Annotated in this window: 17 protein-coding genes and 1 pseudogene; 8 read left to right on the top strand and 10 right to left on the bottom strand. The window is 71.1% G+C overall.

Translation table 11 applies throughout. The annotated features are described in order from the left end of the window. On the bottom strand, positions 1 to 908 hold a 908-nt coding region (gene pfkB, locus RB628_RS09840; protein ID WP_318319940.1), incomplete at its 3' end, for a 1-phosphofructokinase. Further along, entirely contained in the window at positions 905 to 1,666 is a 762-nt protein-coding gene (locus RB628_RS09835; RefSeq protein ID WP_318319939.1) for a DeoR/GlpR family DNA-binding transcription regulator, read from the bottom strand. The genes pfkB and RB628_RS09835, both read right to left, overlap by 4 nt. A gap of 233 nt (positions 1,667 to 1,899) precedes the next feature. Between RB628_RS09835 and RB628_RS09830 the strand changes: the two genes are divergently transcribed. From RB628_RS09830 to fxsT, 4 genes are all read left to right on the top strand, one after another. After that, entirely contained in the window at positions 1,900 to 2,811 is a 912-nt protein-coding gene (locus tag RB628_RS09830; protein ID WP_318319938.1) for a toll/interleukin-1 receptor domain-containing protein, read from the top strand. Further along, positions 2,808 to 4,415 carry an effector-associated domain 2-containing protein gene (locus tag RB628_RS09825; RefSeq protein WP_318319937.1) on the top strand — a complete coding sequence of 536 codons (1,608 nt, stop codon included), beginning with the start codon at positions 2,808 to 2,810 and terminating at the stop codon, positions 4,413 to 4,415. The genes RB628_RS09830 and RB628_RS09825 overlap by 4 nt, the downstream gene beginning before the upstream one ends. A 113-nt stretch (positions 4,416 to 4,528) precedes the next feature. After that, positions 4,529 to 5,452, top strand: a complete 924-nt coding sequence (locus tag RB628_RS09820) for a MoxR family ATPase (protein WP_318319936.1) — start codon at positions 4,529 to 4,531, stop codon at positions 5,450 to 5,452. Continuing rightward, complete coding sequence (gene fxsT / locus RB628_RS09815) at positions 5,449 to 9,294, top strand: FxSxx-COOH system tetratricopeptide repeat protein (protein WP_318319935.1); 3,846 nt, start codon at positions 5,449 to 5,451, stop codon at positions 9,292 to 9,294. Before RB628_RS09820 ends, fxsT begins: the two co-directional genes overlap by 4 nt. 36 nt (positions 9,295 to 9,330) lie before the next feature. On the opposite strand, the gene RB628_RS09810 is transcribed toward fxsT, so the two are convergent. The 5 genes and pseudogenes from RB628_RS09810 to RB628_RS09790 all read right to left on the bottom strand — a co-directional run bounded on the left by RB628_RS09810 (position 9,331) and on the right by RB628_RS09790 (position 14,334). Continuing rightward, positions 9,331 to 11,136, bottom strand: coding sequence for an HEXXH motif domain-containing protein (locus RB628_RS09810; protein WP_318319934.1), 1,806 nt, complete (start codon positions 11,134 to 11,136; stop codon positions 9,331 to 9,333). Positions 11,137 to 11,194: 58 nt separating this feature from the next. Continuing rightward, entirely contained in the window at positions 11,195 to 11,395 is a 201-nt protein-coding gene (locus RB628_RS09805; RefSeq protein WP_318319933.1) for a hypothetical protein, read from the bottom strand. Between the two features lie 194 nt (positions 11,396 to 11,589). Beyond that, a pseudogene (locus tag RB628_RS09800) lies at positions 11,590 to 12,078 on the bottom strand (MFS transporter); the annotation flags it as partial. A gap of 105 nt (positions 12,079 to 12,183) precedes the next feature. Then, positions 12,184 to 12,849 carry a TetR/AcrR family transcriptional regulator gene (locus tag RB628_RS09795; RefSeq protein WP_318319932.1) on the bottom strand — a complete coding sequence of 222 codons (666 nt, stop codon included), beginning with the start codon at positions 12,847 to 12,849 and terminating at the stop codon, positions 12,184 to 12,186. A 483-nt stretch (positions 12,850 to 13,332) separates the two neighbouring features. Then, a complete protein-coding gene (locus RB628_RS09790; protein ID WP_318319931.1) occupies positions 13,333 to 14,334 on the bottom strand; it encodes an RNA polymerase sigma factor RpoD/SigA in 1,002 nt (333 codons plus the stop codon). 189 nt (positions 14,335 to 14,523) lie between these two features. Here RB628_RS09790 and RB628_RS09785 point away from each other — a divergent pair, with 189 nt between their 5' ends. Beyond that, positions 14,524 to 15,042, top strand: a complete 519-nt coding sequence (locus RB628_RS09785) for a GNAT family N-acetyltransferase (protein ID WP_318319930.1) — start codon at positions 14,524 to 14,526, stop codon at positions 15,040 to 15,042. Between the two features lie 79 nt (positions 15,043 to 15,121). On the opposite strand, the gene RB628_RS09780 is transcribed toward RB628_RS09785, so the two are convergent. Continuing rightward, on the bottom strand, positions 15,122 to 15,913 hold the full coding sequence (locus tag RB628_RS09780; RefSeq protein WP_318319929.1) for a class III extradiol ring-cleavage dioxygenase: 792 nt from the start codon (positions 15,911 to 15,913) through the stop codon (positions 15,122 to 15,124). Between the two features lie 133 nt (positions 15,914 to 16,046). Between RB628_RS09780 and RB628_RS09775 the strand changes: the two genes are divergently transcribed. Further along, complete coding sequence (locus RB628_RS09775; RefSeq protein ID WP_318319928.1) at positions 16,047 to 16,556, top strand: MarR family winged helix-turn-helix transcriptional regulator; 510 nt, start codon at positions 16,047 to 16,049, stop codon at positions 16,554 to 16,556. Between the two features lie 104 nt (positions 16,557 to 16,660). On the opposite strand, the gene RB628_RS09770 is transcribed toward RB628_RS09775, so the two are convergent. Both RB628_RS09770 and RB628_RS09765 read right to left on the bottom strand, forming a co-directional pair. Continuing rightward, positions 16,661 to 18,193 (bottom strand): MFS transporter, encoded by a 1,533-nt coding sequence (locus tag RB628_RS09770; RefSeq protein WP_318319927.1) that lies wholly within the window; start codon positions 18,191 to 18,193, stop codon positions 16,661 to 16,663. A 151-nt stretch (positions 18,194 to 18,344) separates the two neighbouring features. Continuing rightward, positions 18,345 to 18,989, bottom strand: coding sequence for a helix-turn-helix domain-containing protein (locus tag RB628_RS09765; protein ID WP_318319926.1), 645 nt, complete (start codon positions 18,987 to 18,989; stop codon positions 18,345 to 18,347). Positions 18,990 to 19,259: 270 nt separating this feature from the next. Here RB628_RS09765 and RB628_RS09760 point away from each other — a divergent pair, with 270 nt between their 5' ends. Both RB628_RS09760 and RB628_RS09755 read left to right on the top strand, forming a co-directional pair. Then, a complete protein-coding gene (locus tag RB628_RS09760; protein WP_318319925.1) occupies positions 19,260 to 20,561 on the top strand; it encodes a M6 family metalloprotease domain-containing protein in 1,302 nt (433 codons plus the stop codon). 70 nt (positions 20,562 to 20,631) lie between these two features. Beyond that, positions 20,632 to 22,392, top strand: a complete 1,761-nt coding sequence (locus RB628_RS09755) for an IclR family transcriptional regulator C-terminal domain-containing protein (protein ID WP_318319924.1) — start codon at positions 20,632 to 20,634, stop codon at positions 22,390 to 22,392. Positions 22,393 to 22,448 lie beyond the last annotated feature (56 nt).

Raw genomic sequence — 22,448 nt, 5'->3', positions numbered from 1 at the left:
TCGCTCGTCACCGTCACGGCGGACGGGTCGAGGTCGGCGGGCGTCGGCATCACACTGCCGGGCAACTGGACTGCGGCGGCGCCGTGTGCGACGGCGGAGGCGAGTGCCTCGGGGCCGCTGCCGCCGGCGATCAGGAATCCGGCGAGCGAGGAGTCACCGGCGCCCACATTGCTGCGTACGGTGTCGACGCGCGCGCTGGCGAACCAGGTGCCGGAGCCGTTGACGAGCAGCTGTCCGTCGGCGCCGAGGCTGGCGAGGACGGCGCCCGCGCCGAGTTCGCGCAGTTCCTCGGCGGCCTTGACGGCGTCGCCGATGGTGGCGAGGGGGCGGCCGACGGCTTCGGCGAGCTCCTCGGCGTTCGGCTTGACGACGTCGGGCCGCTCGCGCAGGGCCGCCAGCAGGGCCGGCCCCGAGGTGTCGAGGGCGATCCGGGCGCCCGCCGCGTGCGTACGGGCGACGAGGTCGGCGTACCAGGAGGGGCCGAGGCCGCGCGGCAGGCTGCCGCAGCAGGCGATCCAGTCGGCGTCGGCCGACTGCCGGCGCACGGTCTCCAGCAGCAACTCCTGCTCGGCGGCGGAGAGTTCGGGGCCGGGTGCGTTGATCTTCGTCAGGACGCCGTCGGATTCGGCGAGGGCGATGTTGGACCGGGTGGCGCCCGCGACCGGTACCGGCGCGACCTCGATGCCCTGGGCGTCGAGCAGGTCGGCGACGAGCGCTCCGGGCGCACCGCCCAGCGGCAGCACGGCCACGGTGCGCCGACCGGCGGCGGCGACTGCCCGCGAGACGTTGACGCCCTTGCCGCCCGGGTCCATCCGCTCGCCGGTGGCCCGGATGACCTCGCCGCGGTCGAGCGACGGGATCTCGTACGTACGGTCGAGGGACGGGTTGGGAGTGACGGTGAGAATCATGCGCGCACCACCTCCGTTCCGCCGCGCTCGATATCGGTGGCATCCTCGGGGCTCAGCCCGCCGTCGGAGATCAGCAGGTCCACGTCGCCCATGTCCCCGAAGCGGGCGAAGTGCTCCTGGCCATGTTTCGACGAGTCTGCGAGAAGCACCACTCGGCGGGCGGCTTCCACGGCGGCCCGCTTCACGGCGGCCTCGGCGAGGTCGGGGGTGGTCAGCCCGTACTCGGCGGAGAACCCGTTGGCGGCCACGAACACGACGTCGGCGCGGATCTCGCCGTACGCCCGCAGCGCCCAGCCGTCCACGGCGGCGCGCGTACGGTGCCGGACGCGTCCTCCGACGAGGTGCAGCTGGATGCCGGGGTGGTCGGCGAGGCGGGCCGCGATCGGGAGGCTGTGCGTGACGACGGTGAGCGTCGCCTCCGGCGGGATGGCGGCGGCGAGACGCGCGACCGTGGAGCCGGCGTCGAGGATGAGGGTGCCCTCGGTGGGCAACTCGGCGAGGGCGGCCTTGGCGATGCGGTCCTTCTCGTCGGAGGAGGTCGACTCGCGCTCGGTGAGATCCGGCTCGAAGTCGAGGCGACCGGCCGGTATGGCCCCGCCGTGCACACGCCGCAGAAGGCCCGCGCGGTCCAGAGCCTTCAGGTCCCGCCGGATGGTCTCCGCGGTGACCTGGAACTGCTCGGCGAGAGACAGCACGTCCACCCGCCCGCCGGCACGGGCAAGCCGCAGGATTTCCTGCTGCCGCTCCGGTGCGTACATGTCTGTTTACCTCCGACCGATGTCCGCTCGACGCCTGCTGAACGCTCACTCATGCCCGAACTTGTGGATTCATTCGGAGGCTACGCCCGGATTTCCGGAAAGTAAACAGGTTCGGGCACGTGATGGGCACGAACGGGCATCGCACGCTTCAGTGGAAAGCTCCCGCCGAAGCCCTGACGGAGCGTCACGGTGTCCGTATCCTGGGATGTGGACACAGCTTTTCGGGGGGTGTTGTGGACAAGGACGACCCGAAACTCCGCGCCCGGCCGGACCGGGACCGCGGCTGGCCGATGAACGTGGTCCAGTTACTGCTGAGCTCGCCCGTACTCGGCGACCGGCTGACCAGGGCCCTGCTGGTGGAACTGATCGGCGAGGAGCTCGGCCTGGAGATCGAGACGGAGGAGCAGCCAACACCCATGGGCGAGTTCCTGGAACTCGTCCGTTTCTGCGACGCCAGGGTGGGAGGACTGGCAGCACTGTCGAACGCGGTGTCCCGCATCGAGGGCGACGACAGCTGGCTATCCGGCTCGCTCGGGGAGCTGGTGCGGGAGCGGATCGCGCAGACCCGGCAGACCCCGGCACCGGCACCGTCCGCGTCCGCGTCCGGCCCGGATTTCTCGTCGTCCGCGGTCTCCAAGCCCGCCGCCGAGGGGACAGCGGGCCAGAACGGGCAGCACTCCGACGGCCGCCGGGACTTCTTCGTCTCCTACACCGGTGCCGACCGCAGATGGGCGGCCTGGATCTCCTGGCAGCTGGAGGACGCGGGTTACAGCGTGCTGGTCCAGGAGTGGGACTTCGTTCCGGGCAGCAACTGGCAGTTCGGCATGGAGAGCGGTGTGACCCGGTGCGAGCGCACCATCGCCGTGCTGTCCCCGGCCTACATGCGGTCGGTGTACGGGCAGCAGGAGTGGCAGGCCGCCCAGGGCAAGGATCCGACGGGGCTGACGCGCAACCTGGTGCCCGTCATGGTGGAGCCCTGCTCACCGGAGGGCCTGCTGGCCGGGGTCGTCCACATCGACCTGACGAACTGCTCGGACGGCGCCGCCGTACGCAGACGCCTGCTGACGGGCATCGGCGGCGCACGCGACGGTCGCAGCAAGCCCACCGACCCGCCGCCCTTCCCCGGCTCGGACGACCCGCGTTGACCCAGGCGAGCGGCGAGGGCCGCGACCGGCCAGCGGCACACATACAGGACTCCGCCGCACGTCTGCGCCTCCGGATCGGCGCCAGGACGGCGGCCGGGCTGATCGGGGCGCGCGCGCTCGGCGCCCAGGAGGAACGGGCCCGGTTCGGCTCGCTGGTGAGCGATGCGGTGGGCCACCCGCTCCTGCTGCGGGAGCAGGACACCGCCGCGCTGCAGTTCCTCGGGATGTTCCGGTTCTGCTCCCGGGAGGCGCGCGGGCCGTCCGTGCTGGCGGAGGCGATGGAGGCCATCGACCCCGGCTGCCCCCAGGCGCGGCTGCTGCTGCGGCTCGCCGACGAGTGGACCGCGGTCACCTCGCTGGACGGGCTGCCGTGGCTCGTGGAGTCCTGGAAGTTCCTCGGCGGCGCCCTCGGGGCACTGCGGCTGCCGTACCGAATGCGCTGTGCCCTGATCTGGGCGGCCACCGACCAGCGGCTGACCGCGCCCGCCGCGCACACCGAGAATCCCTGGCACGACTTTCTCCGTCTGGCCGGCCACAACACCGCCCGGGGGCAGTTGCCGCCGTGGATGCTCCATCTCGATCTGTGTGCCGAGCACCTGGGTTCCGCCGTGAAGGACGAACTGCTGGCCCAGAACCGGAAGGTGGCGCAGAGTATCGGGCTCGACGTGGCGGAGCAGCTGGACGCCGAGCGGGCCAGGAACCAGCAGTCGCCGCCGGCGCCCGTCCCGCGCCGGCGCAAGTACCTGGCGATCCATATCGCGCCGGACCCGCTGGACAGCGAGCTCTACACCGTCTCCCACTCCTTTCTGTCCGACGCGCGGGAGGAACCCGGGCGTTCCGGGGCGCACGCGCAGCATCTGGAACCGGGCGAGGCGCTGCTCCAGGTGCCGATCGACCGGCTGGAGGGCGTGGTGAGCACGATCGTGCGCCAGGCAAAGCGGTTCAAGCCAGTCGAGCAGGCGCGCGACGGCAAGGCGACGCAGCCGCTGCGTCTGGAGTTCGTCCTGCCCTTCGAGCTGCTCAACCTGCCCGTGGACTGGTGGCCGAGGGATCTCGGTGAGGTGCCGCAGGTACCGCTGGCCGCAGACCATCCCGTGGTCGTCCGCAGCCTGGACCGGCTGCAGAACAGCGCCTGGCACCAGTTCTGGTGGGACCGCTGGAAGCAGCTCGGGGCCGACGACCACCCGTCGCGGTCCGTGTACGTGCGGCAGGTCCACGAGCACGACGACCCGTTGCCCGAACTGGACGAGCGACTCGACAACGAGCGTCTGGTCGCCATGGTCCTGAGCGAACCACCGCTGCCCGACCGCGGACACGGCCACCGGGAGCTGCAGGCGGCGCTGCGCAAGGGGCTGCCGGTGGTGATCTGGCATCGCGCGGGCTGGTCCACCAGCGAGTTCCACGAGGTTCTCGACGGGCTGCTCGCCGACGGCCTGAGACGGTTCCCGGCGAAGGTCGCCGCCTACCGGCGCGAGGCCGCACAACAGCACCCCGACGACGAACCCGCGGACCACATGGGCCGCCATCTGACGGTTCTGTGGGACAACCCGCGGCGCAGGCCCGTCGTCCCCGGCCTGCCCTGGCCGTCGACAGTCGGCCCCTGACCTGCGAAGCACACGACAAACGTCCCTCTGAAGGGCCCCCGGCCGACGAACAGCACCAGAGCCACCGCCACGCGTCAGGAAGCTTTGCACCCAGCGCCGAGAGGACACCACTCATGCCGCCGACCAGCGAGCCATGGGGAATCTACCGGGGTACCGGCCGGCCCGGCACCGGTGCCGGTGCCGGAGCCTGGCCCGGACCGCCGCCCTGGCGACTCTTCGACGGCGGCCCGGACCTGCCCCCGCCGCCCGACGATCCGTACGCCCCGGTCGCGCTCGGAGACGGTGCGAAACCCTTCTCCACCGCGCCGGACGAGGTCGCCCGCGTCAACGCCGCTCTGTCGCTGGGCCGCCCGCTGCTCGTCACCGGCGCTCCCGGCACCGGCAAGTCGGCCGTCGCCCATCGCATCGGCCGCGAACTGGGGCTCGGCAGGGTGCTGCACTGGCGGATCACCAGCCTGAGCACCCTCCAGGACGGTCTGTACGCCGGTGAGGGCCGGCTCGGTCCGCTGGGCACCGCCTTCCTGCCGTACCGAAGGCCCCGTGTGCTGCTGATCGACCGGCTGGACCGGGCCGAGATCACCCTGGCTGACGATGTGTGCACGGTCTTCGAGGCGGGCGGTTTCACCGTGCCCGCCGGACTCACCCGGGTGGCGACCGACGACGACCCGGACACCACCGTGCCGGTGCGCGGCCAGGTCGTGCGGTGCCACACATTCCCTGTCGTGGTCGTCACGAGCAGCGGCGAACGCGACCTGCCCGCAGACCTCGCCGGCCTGTGCGTGTCACTGCCACTGTCCGTACCCACCAGGCAGACCCTGCGGTCCATCGCCGAGGCGCGCTTCCCCGACGGCCTGGAGCAGGACGTACTGGACGCGTTTCTGGACCGGGCCGAGGGCAGCGAGGGCCCTGCCGTACGGCGGCTGCTCGACTGTCTTCATCTCGCGGCGCAGGGCGCGCTGACGCCGCTCGCCGAGGACCTGGGCTGGCAGACGGCCGTCGACACGGTCTGGCAGTGGACCGCCACGGAGACGCCATGACCGTCTTCCCGTCCGCTCTGCCCGCGGAGCTGCCGAGTGCGCTGCGCCGGGCAGGCGCGGCCCTGGGTCCCGCCCCGGCGCGCCCGGGACGGGACCGGGCGCGGAGGCCGGCCGGCTGGGACGTGGCGGTGGTGGCGGACTCGGGCCCCACGATGGGCATCTGGGTCCGGACGGTCCACGCCTTCGCCCGGGACCTGCACCGCTCGCGCGCCTTCGGCCGGGTCACCGCGCACCATCTGCCGTACGCCCGCGACAGCGACCCGGCGACGCTGCCCCGGCGCGGCGCGAGCGGCCGGCTGACCCTGCTCCTGACGGACGGTGCGGGCCCGCGGTGGCACGGCCACGGTGTGGAACCACTGCTGCGTCGCTGGGGCCAGGCCGGTCCGGTCGCCCTGCTCCATCTGCTGCCGCATCCGGTGTGGCCCGCCACTGGGCTGCGCAGCTGGCAGGTGCTGCTGCGCTCCCCCGCTCCGGGCGCACCGAACCACCGGCTTCGCTGGCAGGCCCGTGGGCTGGGACCCGACATCCACGACCTGCCGGCCGGCCGCCGTCCCGACATACCGGTACCGGTGCTCGAACTGTCCCCCCGCTGGCTGGACGCCTGGTCCGGGCTGCTCGGGGCGACGCCTCCCGAGTGGCATCCGCTCACCGTGCTCTTCCCCCGCGCGCAGGTGCCCGGGAAAAGCGGCGGGACCGGACCGGCGCCCGACGCCGCGGCTCTGGTGGCACGCTTCCGGTCCACCGTGGCGCCGAACGTGTTCACCCTGGCCACCGTGCTCGCCGCCGTCCCGCTCACCCCGCCGCTGGTGTGCCGGGTGCGGGACGCCCTGCTGCCGGACGGTTCACACGCCGACTTCGCCCAGTTGCTGGTGCACGGCCTGGTCCGCCCGGCGAGCGGCTTCCACACGGCGTTCACCTTCGCACCTGGCGTACGCGAGGAACTGCTCGCCGCCGGACGGCGCACCGACCTGGTGCGAGCCGTCGAGGCCGTGGGGGATCGCCTGGGTTCCAGCGGGGAACACTTGTGGCGACTGCCCCGGTTGCTGCGCGGGGCCGCCGTGGACGAACTCCCGCCGGTCGACGAGGAGTCCGGGCCCTGGCTCGTGGCGGAGAGCGCCGTCCTCCACGCCTTGTCCGGACCGTTTCTGAAGCCGGCCCGAGAGGTCGACACCGCGGTCGCCGCCTACCGGAACAAGCACGAGAAACCCGCACCACGCGTGGGCAGCACCGCACCCACCCGAGCCGTCGCCCTCCTCCCCGGCGACACCGACCGCCCGACGACTCTGAGGAACAGGAGGCCGGCGATGCCACAACAGGCCCCGGCGGGCACCGTGGGCAACGAACGCACCAGAAACACTCCCACGGTCTGGGGAAACATCCCTCCCCGGAACCCGAACTTCACCGGCCGCGAGGAACTCCTGGAGGAACTGCATCAACGACTCCTGCGGGAGAAGGCGACCGCCGTTCTGCCCCACGCCCTGCACGGGATGGGCGGGGTCGGCAAGAGCCTGCTGGCCGTGGAGTACCTGTACCGCCGGATGGCCGAGTACGACGTCGTGTGGTGGATCTCCGCCGAGCGCACCACGCAGATCTCCCTGTCGCTGGTGGAACTCGCCCCGCGGCTCGGCCTGCCGCCCAGCAGCGACTCCTCCTCGACCGTGGCCGCCGTCCTGGAGACGCTCCGGATCGGAGTGCCGTACACGAACTGGCTGTTGGTCTTCGACAACGCCGAAAGCCCGGAAACCGTACGGCAGTTCTTCCCGGCCGGCGGACCGGGCAACATCCTCATCACCTCCCGCAACCCTCAGTGGGCCAGCATCGCCCGGCCCTTGGAGGTCGATGTCTTCACACGCGAGGAGAGCAAGCAGCTGCTGCGCGTGCGCGGACCGGAGATCAGTGACGCGGACGCCGACCGGCTCGCCGAGGCTCTGGGCGACCTGCCGCTCGCCATCGAGCAGGCGGCGGCCTGGCACGCCGAGACCGGCATGCTCGTCGACGAGTATCTGCGGCTTCTCGACGAGAAACGCGTCGACCTGTTGCGCGGCACCGCGCCGATGGACACCCAGCACCCGGTGATCGCGGCCTGGAACATCTCCCTCGACCAGCTGGAGACCAAGAACCCCGCCGCGTACCAACTGCTCCAGGTCTGCTCCTTCTACGCTCCCGAACCGATCGCGCGCACCCTGTTCGCCCGTATGCCGCGCGGCTCCATCGCCCCCGAACTGGATTCGGCGCTGGAGGACCCGATCCGGCTCGGTCAGGTGATCCGGGAGATCGGCCGCTACTCACTGGCCCGCTTCAACCACCGCAACAACTCCCTGCAGATGCACCGGCTGGTGCAGGCGGCGCTGCTGTTCCGGATGACCGACGACGACCGGACGCTGATGCGGCGCGGCGCCCACCTGCTGCTGGCGGCGAGTGACCCGAACGACCCCGACAGCGCGGAACGATGGGAACGCTACGGCTCGCTCTATCCGCATGTGGTGGTCTCCAACGCGGTCCAGTCCGACGAGAGCTGGGTGCGCAACCTCGTCGTGAACGAGGTCATCGCGCTGCTGCGCTGGGGCGACTACGACTCCTGTCTGGAGCTGGCCCGCACCGCGCACAACGCATGGTCGCGTGAGCTGGGCGAGGAGCACCAACAAACCCTGCAGATCGCGAAATGGCTGGGGTTCCTGCTCTTCAGCATGGGCAGCTACCCAGAGGCCGCCGTACTCAACTCCGCCGTGCTGGACGCCTATCGGCGGCTGATGGGGTCCGAGGCGCAGGACACCATCGACGCGCTCGGCAACGTCGCCATCGACCACCGGGTGCGCGGCGCGTTCAGCGAGGCCCTCGACTTGTCCGAGTCCGTGCACCAGCAGTACCAGCGGCTGCTGGGCCCCGACGACCCGGAGACCCTGCGGGCGGCGCACAACCTCGGCGTGAGTCTGCGCCTGGTCGGCGACTTCGCCCGTGCTCACGACCTGGACACGCAGACCTGGCGCGGCTGGACCGAGATCCTCGGCCAGGACCATGTGAACTCGCTGCGCACCTGGCTCGGCCTGATCCTCGACACACGTGAACGCGGTGATTACGCGACCGCGTTGACGTACCACCGGGAGATCGTCGAGCAGGCGACCACCGCACTCCGCAACGACAACCCGCTCACCCTCTCCTGCTTCCGTCACCTCGCGGTCGCCCTGCGCAAGGCCGGTGAGCACGCGGAGGCGTCCGCCACCGCTGAACAGGCCCGCGCCGAACTGGTCCGCCGTTACGGCCACCACAACCCCGAATCCATGGCCGCCACACTAGAGTTGACTGTCCATCAGCGACACAGCGGCAAACTCCAGGAGGCGTTGCGGCTGGGTACCGACATCTGCCGGCAGTACGAGAAGACGTACGGCAAGCATCATCCGCACGCCCTGTCGGCGGCCGTGAACCTGGCGATCACCTACCGGCTGCTGGGCGACGCGGCTGCCTCGCAGTACATCAACACCCAGGTGCTGCGGGAGTTCACCGAGACGCTCGGCGAGAACCACCCGTCCACTCTGGTCTGCCGCACCAACCTGGCCAGCGACCACTACGCCCTCGGCGACCCGGGCACCGCACTCGGCCTCGACACCGAGACCCTCCGCCGCTCCGGCGAGGTCTTCGACGAGGACCACCCGTCGTCCCTGGCCTGCGCCGCGAACCTCGCGATGGACCTGCGCGCCCTGCGCCGCACCGAGGAGGCGGACGTCGTGCACAGCGACACACAGGAACGCCTCGCCCGCAGACTGGGCAGCGGCCACCCGGCGGTGGCCCAGGCCGCCGACTGGGAACACCGGGCGGACTGCGACATCGATCCGATGCCGCTGTGAGCGAGAGAGCGGCGCAGGGCAGGGTGGCTGTGCCCGTCAGCCGGCCAGCCAGTGGGCAAGCGCCACCGGGTCGGGCGGGGTGGGCAGCGACCGGCTGACGGCCCGCGCCACTTCGGGGTTTCGCACCAGGGCTGCCCCAGCCGCCCGCGCACCGGTCTCGGTCAGGGCCAGCCCCAGGCCGGCCCAGGCCGCGGGACGGGCATCGGGGCCGGCCAGCTCGTCGGCGTACAGCCCGAGCGCGGCTTCGGCGTCGCCGCCCACCAGCGCCAGGTCGGCGGGGCCGACGCCGGGCACCCGGAGCGCGGGATCCTCCTCGCCGCGCAGCCGCTCGAACTCCGCCGGGTCGATGATGCTGAGGCGCGCCAGCAGCGCCAGCGCATCGAGCCGGCAGGCAAGCGGGTCGGGGCGCAGGTCGGACGTGAACCCGGTGCCGGCGGGCGGGCATACGGGCGCGTTCGTCTCCCAGGCGAGGGCCAGTGCCTCCACATGGGCCGGCGGCGGGTTCAGATGGTGGGCACGCCAGGTGGCGTGGTGGTGGCCGGCCGCGAGGCTCGCCAGGCGCTGTTCGTGCTCCCCCACCGCGTCCTCCTGCCAGGGCCCGGTCTGCTCGGCGAGCGCCTCGACCAGCTGCCGGCCCAGCAACGTCAGCGCGGGGTGGCCGTGCAGCGTACCGAGCACCTCGCGGACAGCTTCCCGCCAGAGCGCGAACTCGAACCCTTCAAGCCCCTTCGTACCGCGTGTGCGCCAGTAGCGCGCGACTCCCGAGAAGGCGTACGCCCCGTGTACAAGCCCCCCGAGGGGACGTGGGTCGTCCCGCCACGGAGCATGGAACAGTTCGTCGCACTCTTCGAACAGCGGCATGAGGAAGATGAGTCCGTTGAGCAGGGTATGGCGGAACTCGTGTACGAGGGCCACCCCGAGCTGCTCCGGCAGATCCGCCGCGTCCATGTCCGGCTCGGACAGCAGCACGCAGCCGAAGGCGTCACTGGACGATGCCGCCCGAGCCCGCAACCGCTCTCCCCGTGGCAGCGGTACGACGGACAGCAGCCCGGCCGACAACGCGCGGGCACCGGCCCGGTGGTCGTCGACCAGCAGCGGCCACATGTCCGAGAACCACCGCTGCCAGTCGGCGAACGCGTCCGCCGTCAGCCGCCCGGCGGTCGGCAGCCCGGGCACCGCGAGATAGGGGCCGAGGTCGTCGAGCGTGAGGGTGAGGGAGACTCCGTCGCGGCCCGTACGAAGCCTGCGCAACCCCTCCCAGCCCGGAGCGTCCGATTCCGGATTGCTGGGCAGGGTCACTGTCATACCGCCGGAGGAGACACGCACCACCCCGTCCAGCGCCCGCATCTCGGCGGTGTCCCAGGGTTCGCCGGAGCCGACGGTCGCCCGTCCCAGCCCCGGCAGGAACACCTGACCGTCCCGCACCGGCACGCGCGCACCGAAGTCCGCACCGACCGTGACGGAGACGGCGGCCGCCATTTGCATCAGGAAACCAAGTTCTACCCGCAGAGGTCCCTCCGGCCCAGCCCCGGCCCCGCTCGGCTCGCCCGTCCGGGACAGTCGGCGCAGCAACGTCGCCGCCCACAGGCCCACCTGCGGGTCGAGCAGCATGGCGCGGAAGGCCGCCGCATCGAGCTTCTGCGCCGCCTCCAGAAGCCGCCAGGCCTCCTCCGCATCGACCGCGTCGGCCTCCGGGGTGCCCGCACAGGCGTCCATGATCGCCCGCACCAGGAGGAGCCGGCGACTGTGTTCGGCATCCAGCAGCGCAGCGACGGCGACCTCGTCCTCGGTGGTCGAATTCAGGGCCCGCAGGACGGGGGCGGACAACTCGTGAAGGCGCATCGGTGCACTCTAGTGGCGACGCGCCGCTCCTGGGACGCCTTGTGAGTTCCCGTCACACCTAGCTGCCGGAGCTGCCCGCGACGGTGGAGAGCGGCCTGTTGACGCGACTCTTCAGACGATCGACTGATGCCTGGAACTCCGCGCCGTCGAGGGCGGCGAGCTCCTCCAGGGAGAGCCCGGAAAGCGCGGGAAGCCAGCTGGGCCGCAACGCTTCCGACGCTGCCGCCCCAGGAGAGGTGATCTGTTCCCTCGATGCCATGACGTCCGCCGCTTTCCAGGGTTCAACAAGGTGGCCCAACACACCCAGAACGGGCGTCCGCGCAGGATAGTCACCCCAGAGGGCTGCTACAACACGGACCGCGCAGCAGCGCCAGGACGACCCTGGACGTCATCCGACAGGCTACAGGTCTTCACCCTGTGCGAATGCAACCTCGACACCCGGGACGCGCACACCCTCGGCGCCTTCTCCTGCCTTGCCCTCCGGCTGCCCACCGGCAGGTTGATCAGGAAGATGGGGCGCCAGCCGAGGCCGAACAGGTCCCATTCCGTCAGCAGCGCGCCCAGCACCGGACCGGTCACCGCGCCCAGGCCCACGATCGCTCCGAAGAGACCGAACACCTTGCCGCGCTCGTGCGCGGGGAAGGTGGCGTGGACGATGGACAGGACCTGCGGCACCATCAGCGCCGCCATGGCGCCCTGGAGGATGCGGGAGGCGACCAGCATCTCCGGGCTCGCGGCGAAGCCGCGGAAGGCGGAGGCGAGGGTGAAACCGCCGATGCCGGCGAGGAACAGCCGCTTGCGGCCGTGGATGTCACCGAGCCGTCCGCCGGTGACGAGGCCGGCGGCGAAGGCGAGTGCGTAGCCGGCCGTGATCCACTGGATCTGGCTGAAGGTGGCGCCGGACTCGCGCTGGATCGACAGGATCGCGACGTTGACGATCGTGCTTCACGGTCCGGGAACCGGCCGACCAGGTCGAGCGGGTACGGGAGTTGGGGACCCGCCTGTCCCGGGCGGCGGGGAGCTGACCAACAGCCCCACCGGCAGCTCTCAGGAACTCGCGCCGCCCCACGGAAAGTCCCGCAGCGCCCCCAGGTTGCGCACCGCCAGTGCCGCCGGGCCGGTCGGGCCGTCGGCCGGGGCGTCCCCGGCCGACCAGGTCTCGAAGGCGACGCGTACGGCGGCACTGGCGACGGCCGCGGTGAAGCGCGCCTCGGGTGAGCCGGCCGGCCCCGCGCCCCGGGAGTCCAGCGCCTGCGCCAGCGCGCGCTCCGCCGTCCGGCACCGTTCCGCCCACACCCGCAGCAGGGCGGGGCTCTCCTCGGCCAGCCGGAGCAGGGTGCGGGCCCACTCCAGGGCACCCGGAGACATTCCGGCGCCGGGCGTCAGCACATGACGTGCCCCGTGCTCCAGGGCCTGCGGCACCGACAGCGCGGCCGGGGCCTCGCGCACCGCCTGGGCCCAGCGCTCCGTGCCCGCGCCGAACAGGGGGCCGACGGCCTCCTCCTTGGTGGCGAAGTAGCGGTAGAAGGTGCGCGGCGCGACCCCGGCCGCCTGGGCGATGTCCTCGGCGCGGGTGGCCCGAAGCCCGTGGGTCACGAAGAGCCGCGCCGCCACCCGGGCGATCTCCGTCCGGGTCGCGTACTTGCGCCGTTCGGTGAGTGAACCGGAGGGGACGGAAGAGTCGGCGGAACCGGAGAGACTGGGGTGGGACACGGACGCCAGGTTATGCCGCTGTGGCACAATCTGCCATTCGGCGGGCCACCCCGGGGTTCAGGTACGGGGTGCCCCGCCTTCAGGCACAGCGCAGGGACGAACCGGAAGCGGGGCAGAAATGAAGCCGGGCCCCGGCACCTGGGGGGGGTAGGTGCCGAAGCCCGGCTTGGGAGGTCCCGACGCTGGGGGGGGTTGCGTCGGGACTTGGCTCAGGGGGATCCGAGGCGTCACCGCCCGGAACCCGTACTCCTGGGCCCTGAGGTCTTGTGCCCCGGACCCGATGGTTTAAGCAGCCTCGCACCGCTGTCTTCGCGCGGCCTTCCGCCACCCCGCGCACGCGACCTTCAACAGTCGTACGCCTCCCGGCGCGCGGACTACCCGAACGCGCCCCCGCGTACCGGATTGGGGCGCGAGGCCGTATCGCCGTGCGGCTCCGCCGGCCGACAGCAGCCGCCCCGCGCATCCGGCCAGTCATGTGCGGAGTCAGGCCACCGCGTCGAAGCCCGTGTCCCGTGCCAGTTTCTTCAGTTCCAGCAGCGCGTGCTTCTCGATCTGCCGGATCCGCTCGCGGGTCAGCCCGTGCTCCTTGCCGACCTCCGTCAGCGTGCGCTCCCGGCCGTCCACGATGCCGTACCGCATCTTGATGATGGAGGCCGTGCGCTGGTCGAGGCGGCCGATCAGGTCGTCCAGTTCCTCGCTGCGCAGGAGCGTCAGCACGGACTGCTCCGGCGACACCGCCGACGTGTCCTCCAGGAGGTCGCCGAACTGGGTCTCGCCCTCGTCGTCCACCGCCATGTTCAGCGAGACCGGGTCGCGGGCCCAATCCAGGACGTCGACCACGCGCACCGGGGTCGTGTCCAGTTCGGCGGCGATCTCCGCGGGCTCCGGGTCCCGCCCGTTCTTGCGGTTGAACTCGCGCTGCACGCGCCGGATCCGGCCCAGTTCCTCGACCAGGTGGACGGGGAGGCGGATCGTGCGCGACTGGTCGGCTATGGAGCGGGTGATGGCCTGGCGGATCCACCAGGTGGCGTACGTCGAGAACTTGAAGCCCTTGCGGTAGTCGAACTTCTCGACCGCGCGCACCAGGCCGGCGTTGCCTTCCTGGATCAGGTCGAGAAGGGGAAGGCCGCTGCGGGGGTAGCGGCGCGCCACGGCGACCACCAGGCGGAGGTTGGAGCGGATGAAGACGTCCTTGGCCCGCTCGCTCTCGGCGACGAGCGCCTCCAGCTCCTCGACGGTGGCGTCCGCCTTGGCCTCTGTCTCGCCGTCGAGGATCTGGCGCGCGAACACACCGGCCTCGATGGTCTGCGACAGCTCGACCTCCTTCGCGGCGTCGAGCAGCGGGGTCCGGGCTATCTCGTCCAAGTACATGCCGACCAGGTCGCGGTCGGCGATCTCGCCGCCATGGGCGCGAACACTGCGTGCCGCGTCGACGGTACCGCCGGTGGCGGACGACGTACGACGGGCGACGGCACGGGTTGCCATGCTTGCTCCCTTGCGATGGTGGGTCAGCGGGTGGCCCTTGATGTCCCTGTTGATATCTGAACGCTCAGCACACTCCTCGCGTGCCCAGCATCCGAAGGAAACAACGTCTGGAATCAGGACAGAATTCCCAACGCACACCCCTCTTTTTCTGATCTTGCAGTACCCTGTGCCGCCACACGAGGAGGCGTGATGTCGTCGGAACATACAGAGGTGCAGGTCAGGCCGGGTGTCGAGGCCGACCTCGAAGCTCTCACCGACCTCTACAACCACTACGTGCGCGAGACGCCCACCACTTTCGACACCGAAATCTTCACACCGCAGGAGCGCCGCCCCTGGCTGCTCTCCTACCCTGAAGACGGCCCGCACCGCCTGATGGTTGCCGCGGAGGTGGACTCACAGCGGATTCTGGGGTATGCCACAGCCGGCGCCTTCCGGGTGAAGCCGGCGTACGGCACCACCGTGGAGGTCACGGTCTATCTCGCCCCGGACGCGGGCGGGCGCGGTGTCGGCACCCTGCTCTACAAGGCCCTCTTCGAGGCCCTGGCCGTCGAGGACGTGCATCGCGCGCTGGCCGGGATCGTGACACCGAACGAAGCGTCCGTTCGGCTGCACGAACGCTTCGGGTTCCGGTACGTCGGCACGTATCGCGAGGTGGGCCGCAAGTTCGGCCGTTACTGGGACGTGGCCTGGTACGAGAAGGAACTCTGAGCCCCTTCCCGCACCCTCACTCCATGGCCCTTCCGGCCACCGGGCGCCTGCCCGAAGGGGCCGAATACCGCCCCGGGGGTCAGCCGAACTGCACGGACCGCTTGGCCAGCCCCATCCAGAAGCCGTCGATGACCGACCTCTGGGAGTCCAGTTCGCCGGCCACGTCGGCCGCGCCCATCGTCACGAAGAGCGGGGCGAAGTGCTCGGTGCGCGGGTGGGCGTACCGGCCCGCGGGAGCCTTGTGGAGGAAGTCCAGCAGGCCGTCCACGTCCCGTGTCTCCAGGGCCCGGTGGCCCCAGTCGTCGAACTCGCGTGACCAGGTCGGCTCTCCGGGACCCGCGTGCCGCAGCGCGGCCAGGTTGTGGGTGAAGAAGCCGGAACCGACGATCAGCACGCCCTCGTCACGCAGCGGCGCGAGCCTGCGCCCGATGTCCATCAGTTTCACCGGGTCGAGGGTCGGCATCGAGATCTGGAGGACAGGAATGTCCGCCTCGGGGAACATCTCCACCAGCGGGACGTACGCACCGTGGTCGAGGCCGCGGTCCGGGATGTCCTGGACGGGCATGCCGGGGGCCCGCAGCAGCTTGCGTACGGACTCGGCGAGTTCGGGGGCGCCCGGGGCGGCGTACTCGACCTGGTAGTAGTGCTCGGGGAAGCCCCAGAAGTCATGGACGAGGGGGATCGTTTCGATGGCACCGAGAGCCAGCGGGGCCTCTTCCCAGTGGGCGGAGACCATGAGGATCGCCTTGGGGCGGGGCAGGTCGGCCGACCAGGCGGCGAGTTCGCCGGGCCAGATCGGGTCGTCCGCCAGCGGAGGGGCGCCATGACTGAGGTAGAGCGCGGGCATGCGCTCCTGGATGTCGGCGGACATGAGGACTGCTCCCTTCCCGGGGCGTTTTCCACTCCTGCTTCAAGTCTGCATCTTGAAGTCTCAAGCTTCTCGCATACTGAACATACATCGTTTTGGTTTAATATTCAAGGACGGGGAACGTAGAGTGGAATACATGAACACGGCATCTACACCTGACGAGGAGCCCCGCTGGCTCACCGACGAGGAACAGCGCACCTGGCGCGCCTACATGCACGCCGTCACCCTTCTCGAGGACCATCTCGACCGCCAGCTCCAGCGCGACGCCGGCATGCCGCACGTCTACTACGGCCTGCTCGTCGGCCTCGGTGAGGCCACTGACAGGCGGCTGCGGATGACCGAACTGGCGATGAAGGCGAAGATCACCCGCTCCCGTCTCTCGCACGCCATCGCCCGGCTGGAGAAGAACGGCTGGGTCCGGCGCGAGGACTGCCCTTCGGACAAGCGCGGCCAGTTCGCGGTCCTGACCGACCAGGGCCAGGAGGTGCTCCGGCGGACCGCGCCGGGCCATGTGGCCGCCGTACGCCAGGCCGTGTTCGACCGGATCAGTGACGAGCAGCGCAAGACGCTCCACGAGGTCATGGCGATCATCGCCCAGGGCCTTCAGCCGAAGGACGCGGGCGCGGATCTGCCCTGGCTCCGCTGAGCGCGCAGCCAGGGCAGATCCCGGAGTCGTACGTCACGAGGTGTCCCCACCCCGCGTGACGTACGGAGTGGCCCGAAAGGGTACGAGGGGGACGGCAGCCGCGGTCAGTGGGCGACCACCGGAACCTTCAGCTCCTCCTCCGCGCCCTCACCGCTGACCGAACTCATGTCCGGGCGGCCGGCGTTGATGAGGGTGAAGGCGATCGCCGCGGCGGCGACCAGGATGCCGACGGCGAACCAGATGGCGCTGGTGTAACCCTCGACCATGGCCTCCAGCTGGACCAGTTGCTGCTGGGAGCGGGAGGTCGCGCTGCCGATGTGGTCGGAGATGTACGACGTGGTCGCCGAGGCGGCGATCGTGTTCAGCAGGGCCGTACCGATCGCACCGCCCACCTGCTGCGAGGTGTTGACCATCGCGGAGGCGACACCGGAGTCACGCGGCTCGACGCCCAGCGTGGCCAGGGACATGGCCGGCATGAACGCCGTACCCATACCCAGGCCGAGCAGGAGCATCGCCGGCAGGAGCAGGGCCGCGTACGAGGAGCCGATCTCCATTTGGGTCAGCAGCAGCATGCCGAGCGCGGCGACCAGGAAGCCGGGGCCCATCAGCAGACGCGGGGCGACCCGGGTCATCAGCCGGGCACCGATCTGCGTGGAGCCCGTGATCATGCCCACGATCATCGGCAGGAAGGCGAAGCCGGTCTTGACCGGCGAGTAGCCCTTCACGATCTGCAGGTAGTAGGTCAGGAAGAGGAACAGGCCGAACATCGCGATGATCGCGAGGCCGAGCGAGAGGTAGACACCGCCGCGGTTGCGCTCGGTGATGACACGCAGGGGCAGCAGCGGGGCCTTGACCCTGGACTCGACGAACACGAAGGCCGCGAGGAGCACCACCGAGGCGACGAACATGCCGATCGTCAGGGAGTCGCTCCAGCCCTCGGACTCGGCCCGCGTGAAGCCGTAGACGAGCGAGACCAGACCGAGGGTGGACAGGACGACACCCGGGACGTCGAGCGGCGAGCGGTTGCGGCTGCCGGACGGTTCACGGATGACGTAGTACGCACCGGCGGCGGCGACGATCGCGAACGGGATGTTCACGAAGAACGTCCAGCGCCAGTTCAGGTACTCGGTGAGGAAGCCGCCGAGGATCAGACCCACGGCGCCGCCGCCACCGGCGATCGCACCGTAGATACCGAACGCCTTGGCGCGCTCCTTGGCGTCGGTGAACATCACCGCGAGGAGGGAGAGCGCGGCGGGCGCGAGCAGCGCGCCGAAGGCACCCTGGAGGGCGCGGGAGCCGAGGAGCATCGCCTCGTTCGTCGCCGCGCCGCCCAGGGCGGAGGCGGCGGCGAAGCCGATGAGACCGGTGACGAAGGTGTTCTTGCGGCCCCAGATGTCGGCGATCCGGCCGCCGAAGAGCAGCAGTCCGCCGAAGGCCAGGGCGTAGGCCGTGATGACCCACTGCCGGTTGCCGTCCGATATCCCCAGGTCCTGCTGGGCGGAGGGCAGGGCGATGTTCACGATGGTCGCGTCGAGCACGACCATCAGCTGGGCGAGCGCGATGAAGGTGAGCGCTTTCCAGCGGTTGGAGTCGGGAGCCGGCGCCCTGGTGGCGGCAGCCTGGGCTGTTTCGGACATGGGGATACCCACTTCGGGACTTCGTAAGGGAAAAAGGACGCGAAAAGGATCAGTTCGTCGGCGCTGACGGCTGGAAGCCTGGTGTGAGTGGCGTGAGTGACGTACGTAAGTGGTGTGAGTGGTGACTCGCGTGGTGCTCTGAACTAGTCGGTCAGGATCGGCGCAGGTCCTCCATCGTCACGGCCGTGCCGGGCAGTTCGGAGGGGGCCGGGGCTCGCAGACCGTCCAGGAACAGCTGTAGGTGGCGGTGCACGAAACGGTCGATGCTCATGCACGCCGTACCTGCCGGAGGGCGGCTGAGCTGGGCCACGACGACCATCACGTCGCCGACGCCCACGTCGGTGCGGAGCCGGCCGGCCGCCTTGGCGCGGTCCATGATCTCCTCGGTGAGCTGTTCGACCCGCTCCCGCGCGGCCTCCAGGTCGGGATGCCGCTGGTCGAACGTGCTGGCCATCATCGGGCAGAGCGCGCTGATCCGCTCGTCGGCGGCGACATGCACGAAGCGCTCCAGCGCCTCGAAAGCGTCGCCGGTCCCGGCGAGCGCGAGCTCCGCAGCCTCGGACGTACGGTCCATGACCGAGCAGACGACCTCGCGCACGAGAGCCTCCCGGTCCGGGAAGTTGCGGTACACCGTGGCATTGCCGACGCCGGCCCGGCGGGCGATCTCGTCGATCGGCACCTCGGGGCCGAACTCGACGAACATCTCACGGGCGGCGGTGACGATCCGCTCCCGGTTGCGCAGGGCGTCGGCACGAGGCCGGGGCGCCTTCTGCCGCACGGGGGTCACGGTCTGCACGGTGTGCTCCTTCTGAGGGATCGGGATCAGAGGTTTGCGATGCGATCCGGGGAAGCAGTCCCCGTTTCGCTCGGACACTTGGCTAAACGGGGAAACGATCCCCGGTTATTTCCCGCATCCGAAGAGATTCCTGTGACCTGCGTCACATGACCTTGGGTGAGAAACCCACGATCGGTCTCCTCCAGCGCGCGCCCGCGCCGACCTCGACACAGGGTGATCGAAAGGGTGCAGTCCGAGACCTGCGGCTGCCGTGTCGCGAGGGGTCCGTGCATGCAGCAGCCGAGCAGCCGTCGTCGGATACGCCCGCCGGGCCCGGTGCGCCCCCGCCGGATGGCCGCCCTGGTGTCCGTGGCCGCCCTGACCCTCGCGGTCAGCACCTCGGCCGGCACCGGGCACCTCACCCGGGGTTCCACGACCGCCGCGGGCTCGGTCCCGCTGGCCCGCTCCTCCGCGCTCGGACCCTGTCTGATCAGGGGCGGCTTCGGCGTCCAGATGTCCGAGGGCCTGCCCACCCCGGCCGGCTACTCCCGGTCCACCGGTACCGTCCGCGCACTGAACCTGATGGTCGACTTCTCCGACGCCCCCGGCCAGGGCAGCGCTCTCGACCGGCTCGCGGAGTTCTTCCCGCAGACCCGGGACTGGTTCACCACCAGCTCCTACGGCCGCCTCGACTACCGCCCCGAGGCCCCCATCGCCACCTGGCTGCGGATGCCCCGGTCCTTCCGTTCGTACGGCATAGAGCGCGGCGCCCCCTTCGACCCCGGCTACCGCCGACTGGTCCGGGACATCGTGGCCGCCGCCGATCCGGCGGTCGACTTCCGCTCGTACGACCTGCTGAACGTGCTGGTCACCCCGAACGCGGGCCCCTCCGCCCTGGACACCGTCCTGTCCGTCACCTTCGCCGGAAACAGGGAGGCGCCGGTCGCGGACGGGGTGCCCGTCGCCAACGCCTCCTTCATCTACTCCCGCCAGGACGACGGCTCGGGGTCGTACGACACCACGGGCTACCGCGTCCTCCCGCACGAGAACGGCCATGTGTTCGGGCTGCCCGACCTGTACACGCAGCACGGCGGGGGCGCGGTCGGCCACTGGGACATCATGAGCGAGGACTGGGGGGCCAACAACGACCTCCTCGGCTGGCACAAGTGGAAGCTCGGCTGGCTGGACGCCACACAGGTCGGGTGCGCGGTGACGGCCGGGACGTCGGAGTACACGCTCACTCCGCTGGCCCGTCCCGGCGGCGCGAAACTCGTGTTCGTGCCCATCAACTCCCGTACGGGGTACGCGGTCGAGCTGCGGACCCGTGAGGGCAACGACGAGACGGTGTGCCGGCCGGGCGTGCTGATCTACAAGGTCGACGCGAACGTCGACACCGGGCGGGGACCGGTCACGGTGTACGACTCCCGGCGGGACAGCGGCGGCTGCACCCGCAGCCCCAACGTCCACGCGGAACTCTCCGACGCCCCCTTCGCCCCCGGCGAGTCCTTCAAGGACCCGCGGCGGGGCATCCGGATCACCGTGGCGAGCGCCGGCCTCGACGGGAACCACCGGGTGACGATCACCCGGCGGTGAGCCGGAGGCGCGCGGGCCGGTGATGGCGGGCGCACGGCACGCGGTTTCGTACGGGCATTACGGTGAGCCCATGATTGCCCCCGTCCCCGGCCCTGTTTCCGGCGCGGCCCCTGTTCCCGTGCCCGCCGAGGCCGTGGCCCCGCTGATGCGGGGAATCGCCGTGCTGCGGCAGCTCACGGAGGCGGGCGGGACGCTGAGCCTGAGCGGGCTGGAGCGGGCGACCGGTCTGGCCCGTTCGACGGTGGACCGGATCACGGCGACACTCGCGCGCATGGGGTACGTCCGTCTCGACGGCCGGGACGCGGTTCTCACTCCTCGGCTGATGGAACTCGGCAACGCCTATCTGGCCGCCCTCCGGCTGCCCGCCCTGCTCGACGCGCACGCGGACGCCCTCGCCGACGAGCTGGACGAGTCGGTGTCGCTGTCGGTCGGCGACCGGGACGGCATCCGTTTCATCCACCAGGCGACCCGCCGCCGCGCGATGTCCCTCAGCTTCCGCATCGGCGACCTCCTCCCCGCCGAACGCACCGCCCCCGGCCCGCTGTTCGCCACCGAGTGGACGGTCGCCGACTGGCACCGCTGGCGCGAGCGCCGGGCGGCGGACCCGGCCGACCACGGCTTCCCCGCCGTTCCGCCCCGGACCGACGACTCGGGCGCCGGCTTCGCGGCGTACGTCGAGCGGGCCCGGGTCGACGGCTGGGCACTGGACGACCAGCTGATCGAACCGGGGCTGGTCGCCGTCTCCGTACCCGTACGGGACCCCCGTACGGGCCGGGTGGCCTGTGTCGCGAGCGTCGTCAGCCACACGAGCCGCCGTACGGCGGCGGACCTGCGCGACGCCCTGCTGCCGCGACTGCGCTCGACGGTGGCCGCGATGGAGGCCGAGCTGCGGGTACGGCCGCCCGCCGGGGCGGCGGCGCCCCCCTCCGACCTGGCGGCCTGGACCGGGGCCTCGAAGCAGGAACTGGGCCGCGAGTTCATCGAGTCCCTGGCCAGGGGCCTGACGGTCCTGACGGCCTTCGGCGAGTCCCGCGCCGAACTGACCCTGACGGAGGTCGCGCGGGCGACAGGCCTGGCGAGGGCGACCGCCCGCCGGGCCCTGATCACCTACGAGCACCTGGGGTACGTCGAGACACACGGCCGCACCTTCACCCTCACTCCCAGGGTCCTGTCCCTCGGCTTCCCGCCGCTCTCCCGTACGTCCCTGCCGGAGATCGCCTCCCCTCACCTCGCCGAACTCGCGGGCCGCGTCCACGAGTCGGCGTCACTGGCGGTCCTGACGGCGGACTCGGGGGCGGACTCGGGGGCGGGTTCGGGGGCGGGTTCGGGGGCGGGTTCGGGGGCGGGTTCAGGGGCGGGTTCAGGGGCGGGTTCGGGGGCGGAGATCCAGTACACGGCGCGGGTGGCGACGAGGCGCATCATGAGCGCCGACATCACGGTCGGGACGCGGCTTCCGGCGTACCCCACGTCGATGGGCCGGGTACTGCTGGCCGACGTACCGGACGGGGAACTCCGGGTACCGGACCTGGCCCCGCTGACTCCGCACACCGTGACCGACCCGGTGGCCTTCGCGAGGGTGCTGACTGAGGTGCGGGAGCAGGGATACGCCCTGGTCAGCGAGGAGTTGGAGGAGGGGCTGCGGTCGATCGCGGTCCCGGTGCGGGACCGTACGGGGCGAGTGGCGGCGGCGGTGAACGTCGCGATGCACACGACCCGTCGCACGGCGGAGAGTTGCGTGGCGGAGGTGCTGCCGGAGCTGTACAGGACGGCGTCGCGGATCGAGGCGGAACTGCGGACGGCGGGGCGGTTCACGCGGGTGCGGTTGGCGTAACCGCGCTCCCATTACCCCCGCTCGTTCACCCATTTAGTCTCCATCTATATACATGG

It is taken from the genome of Streptomyces sp. ADMS (assembly GCF_033441795.1).
GTDB lineage: Bacteria > Actinomycetota > Actinomycetes > Streptomycetales > Streptomycetaceae > Streptomyces.
Note: the sequence above shows the minus strand (reverse complement) of the source record. Positions and strands in the feature narration are given on the sequence as shown.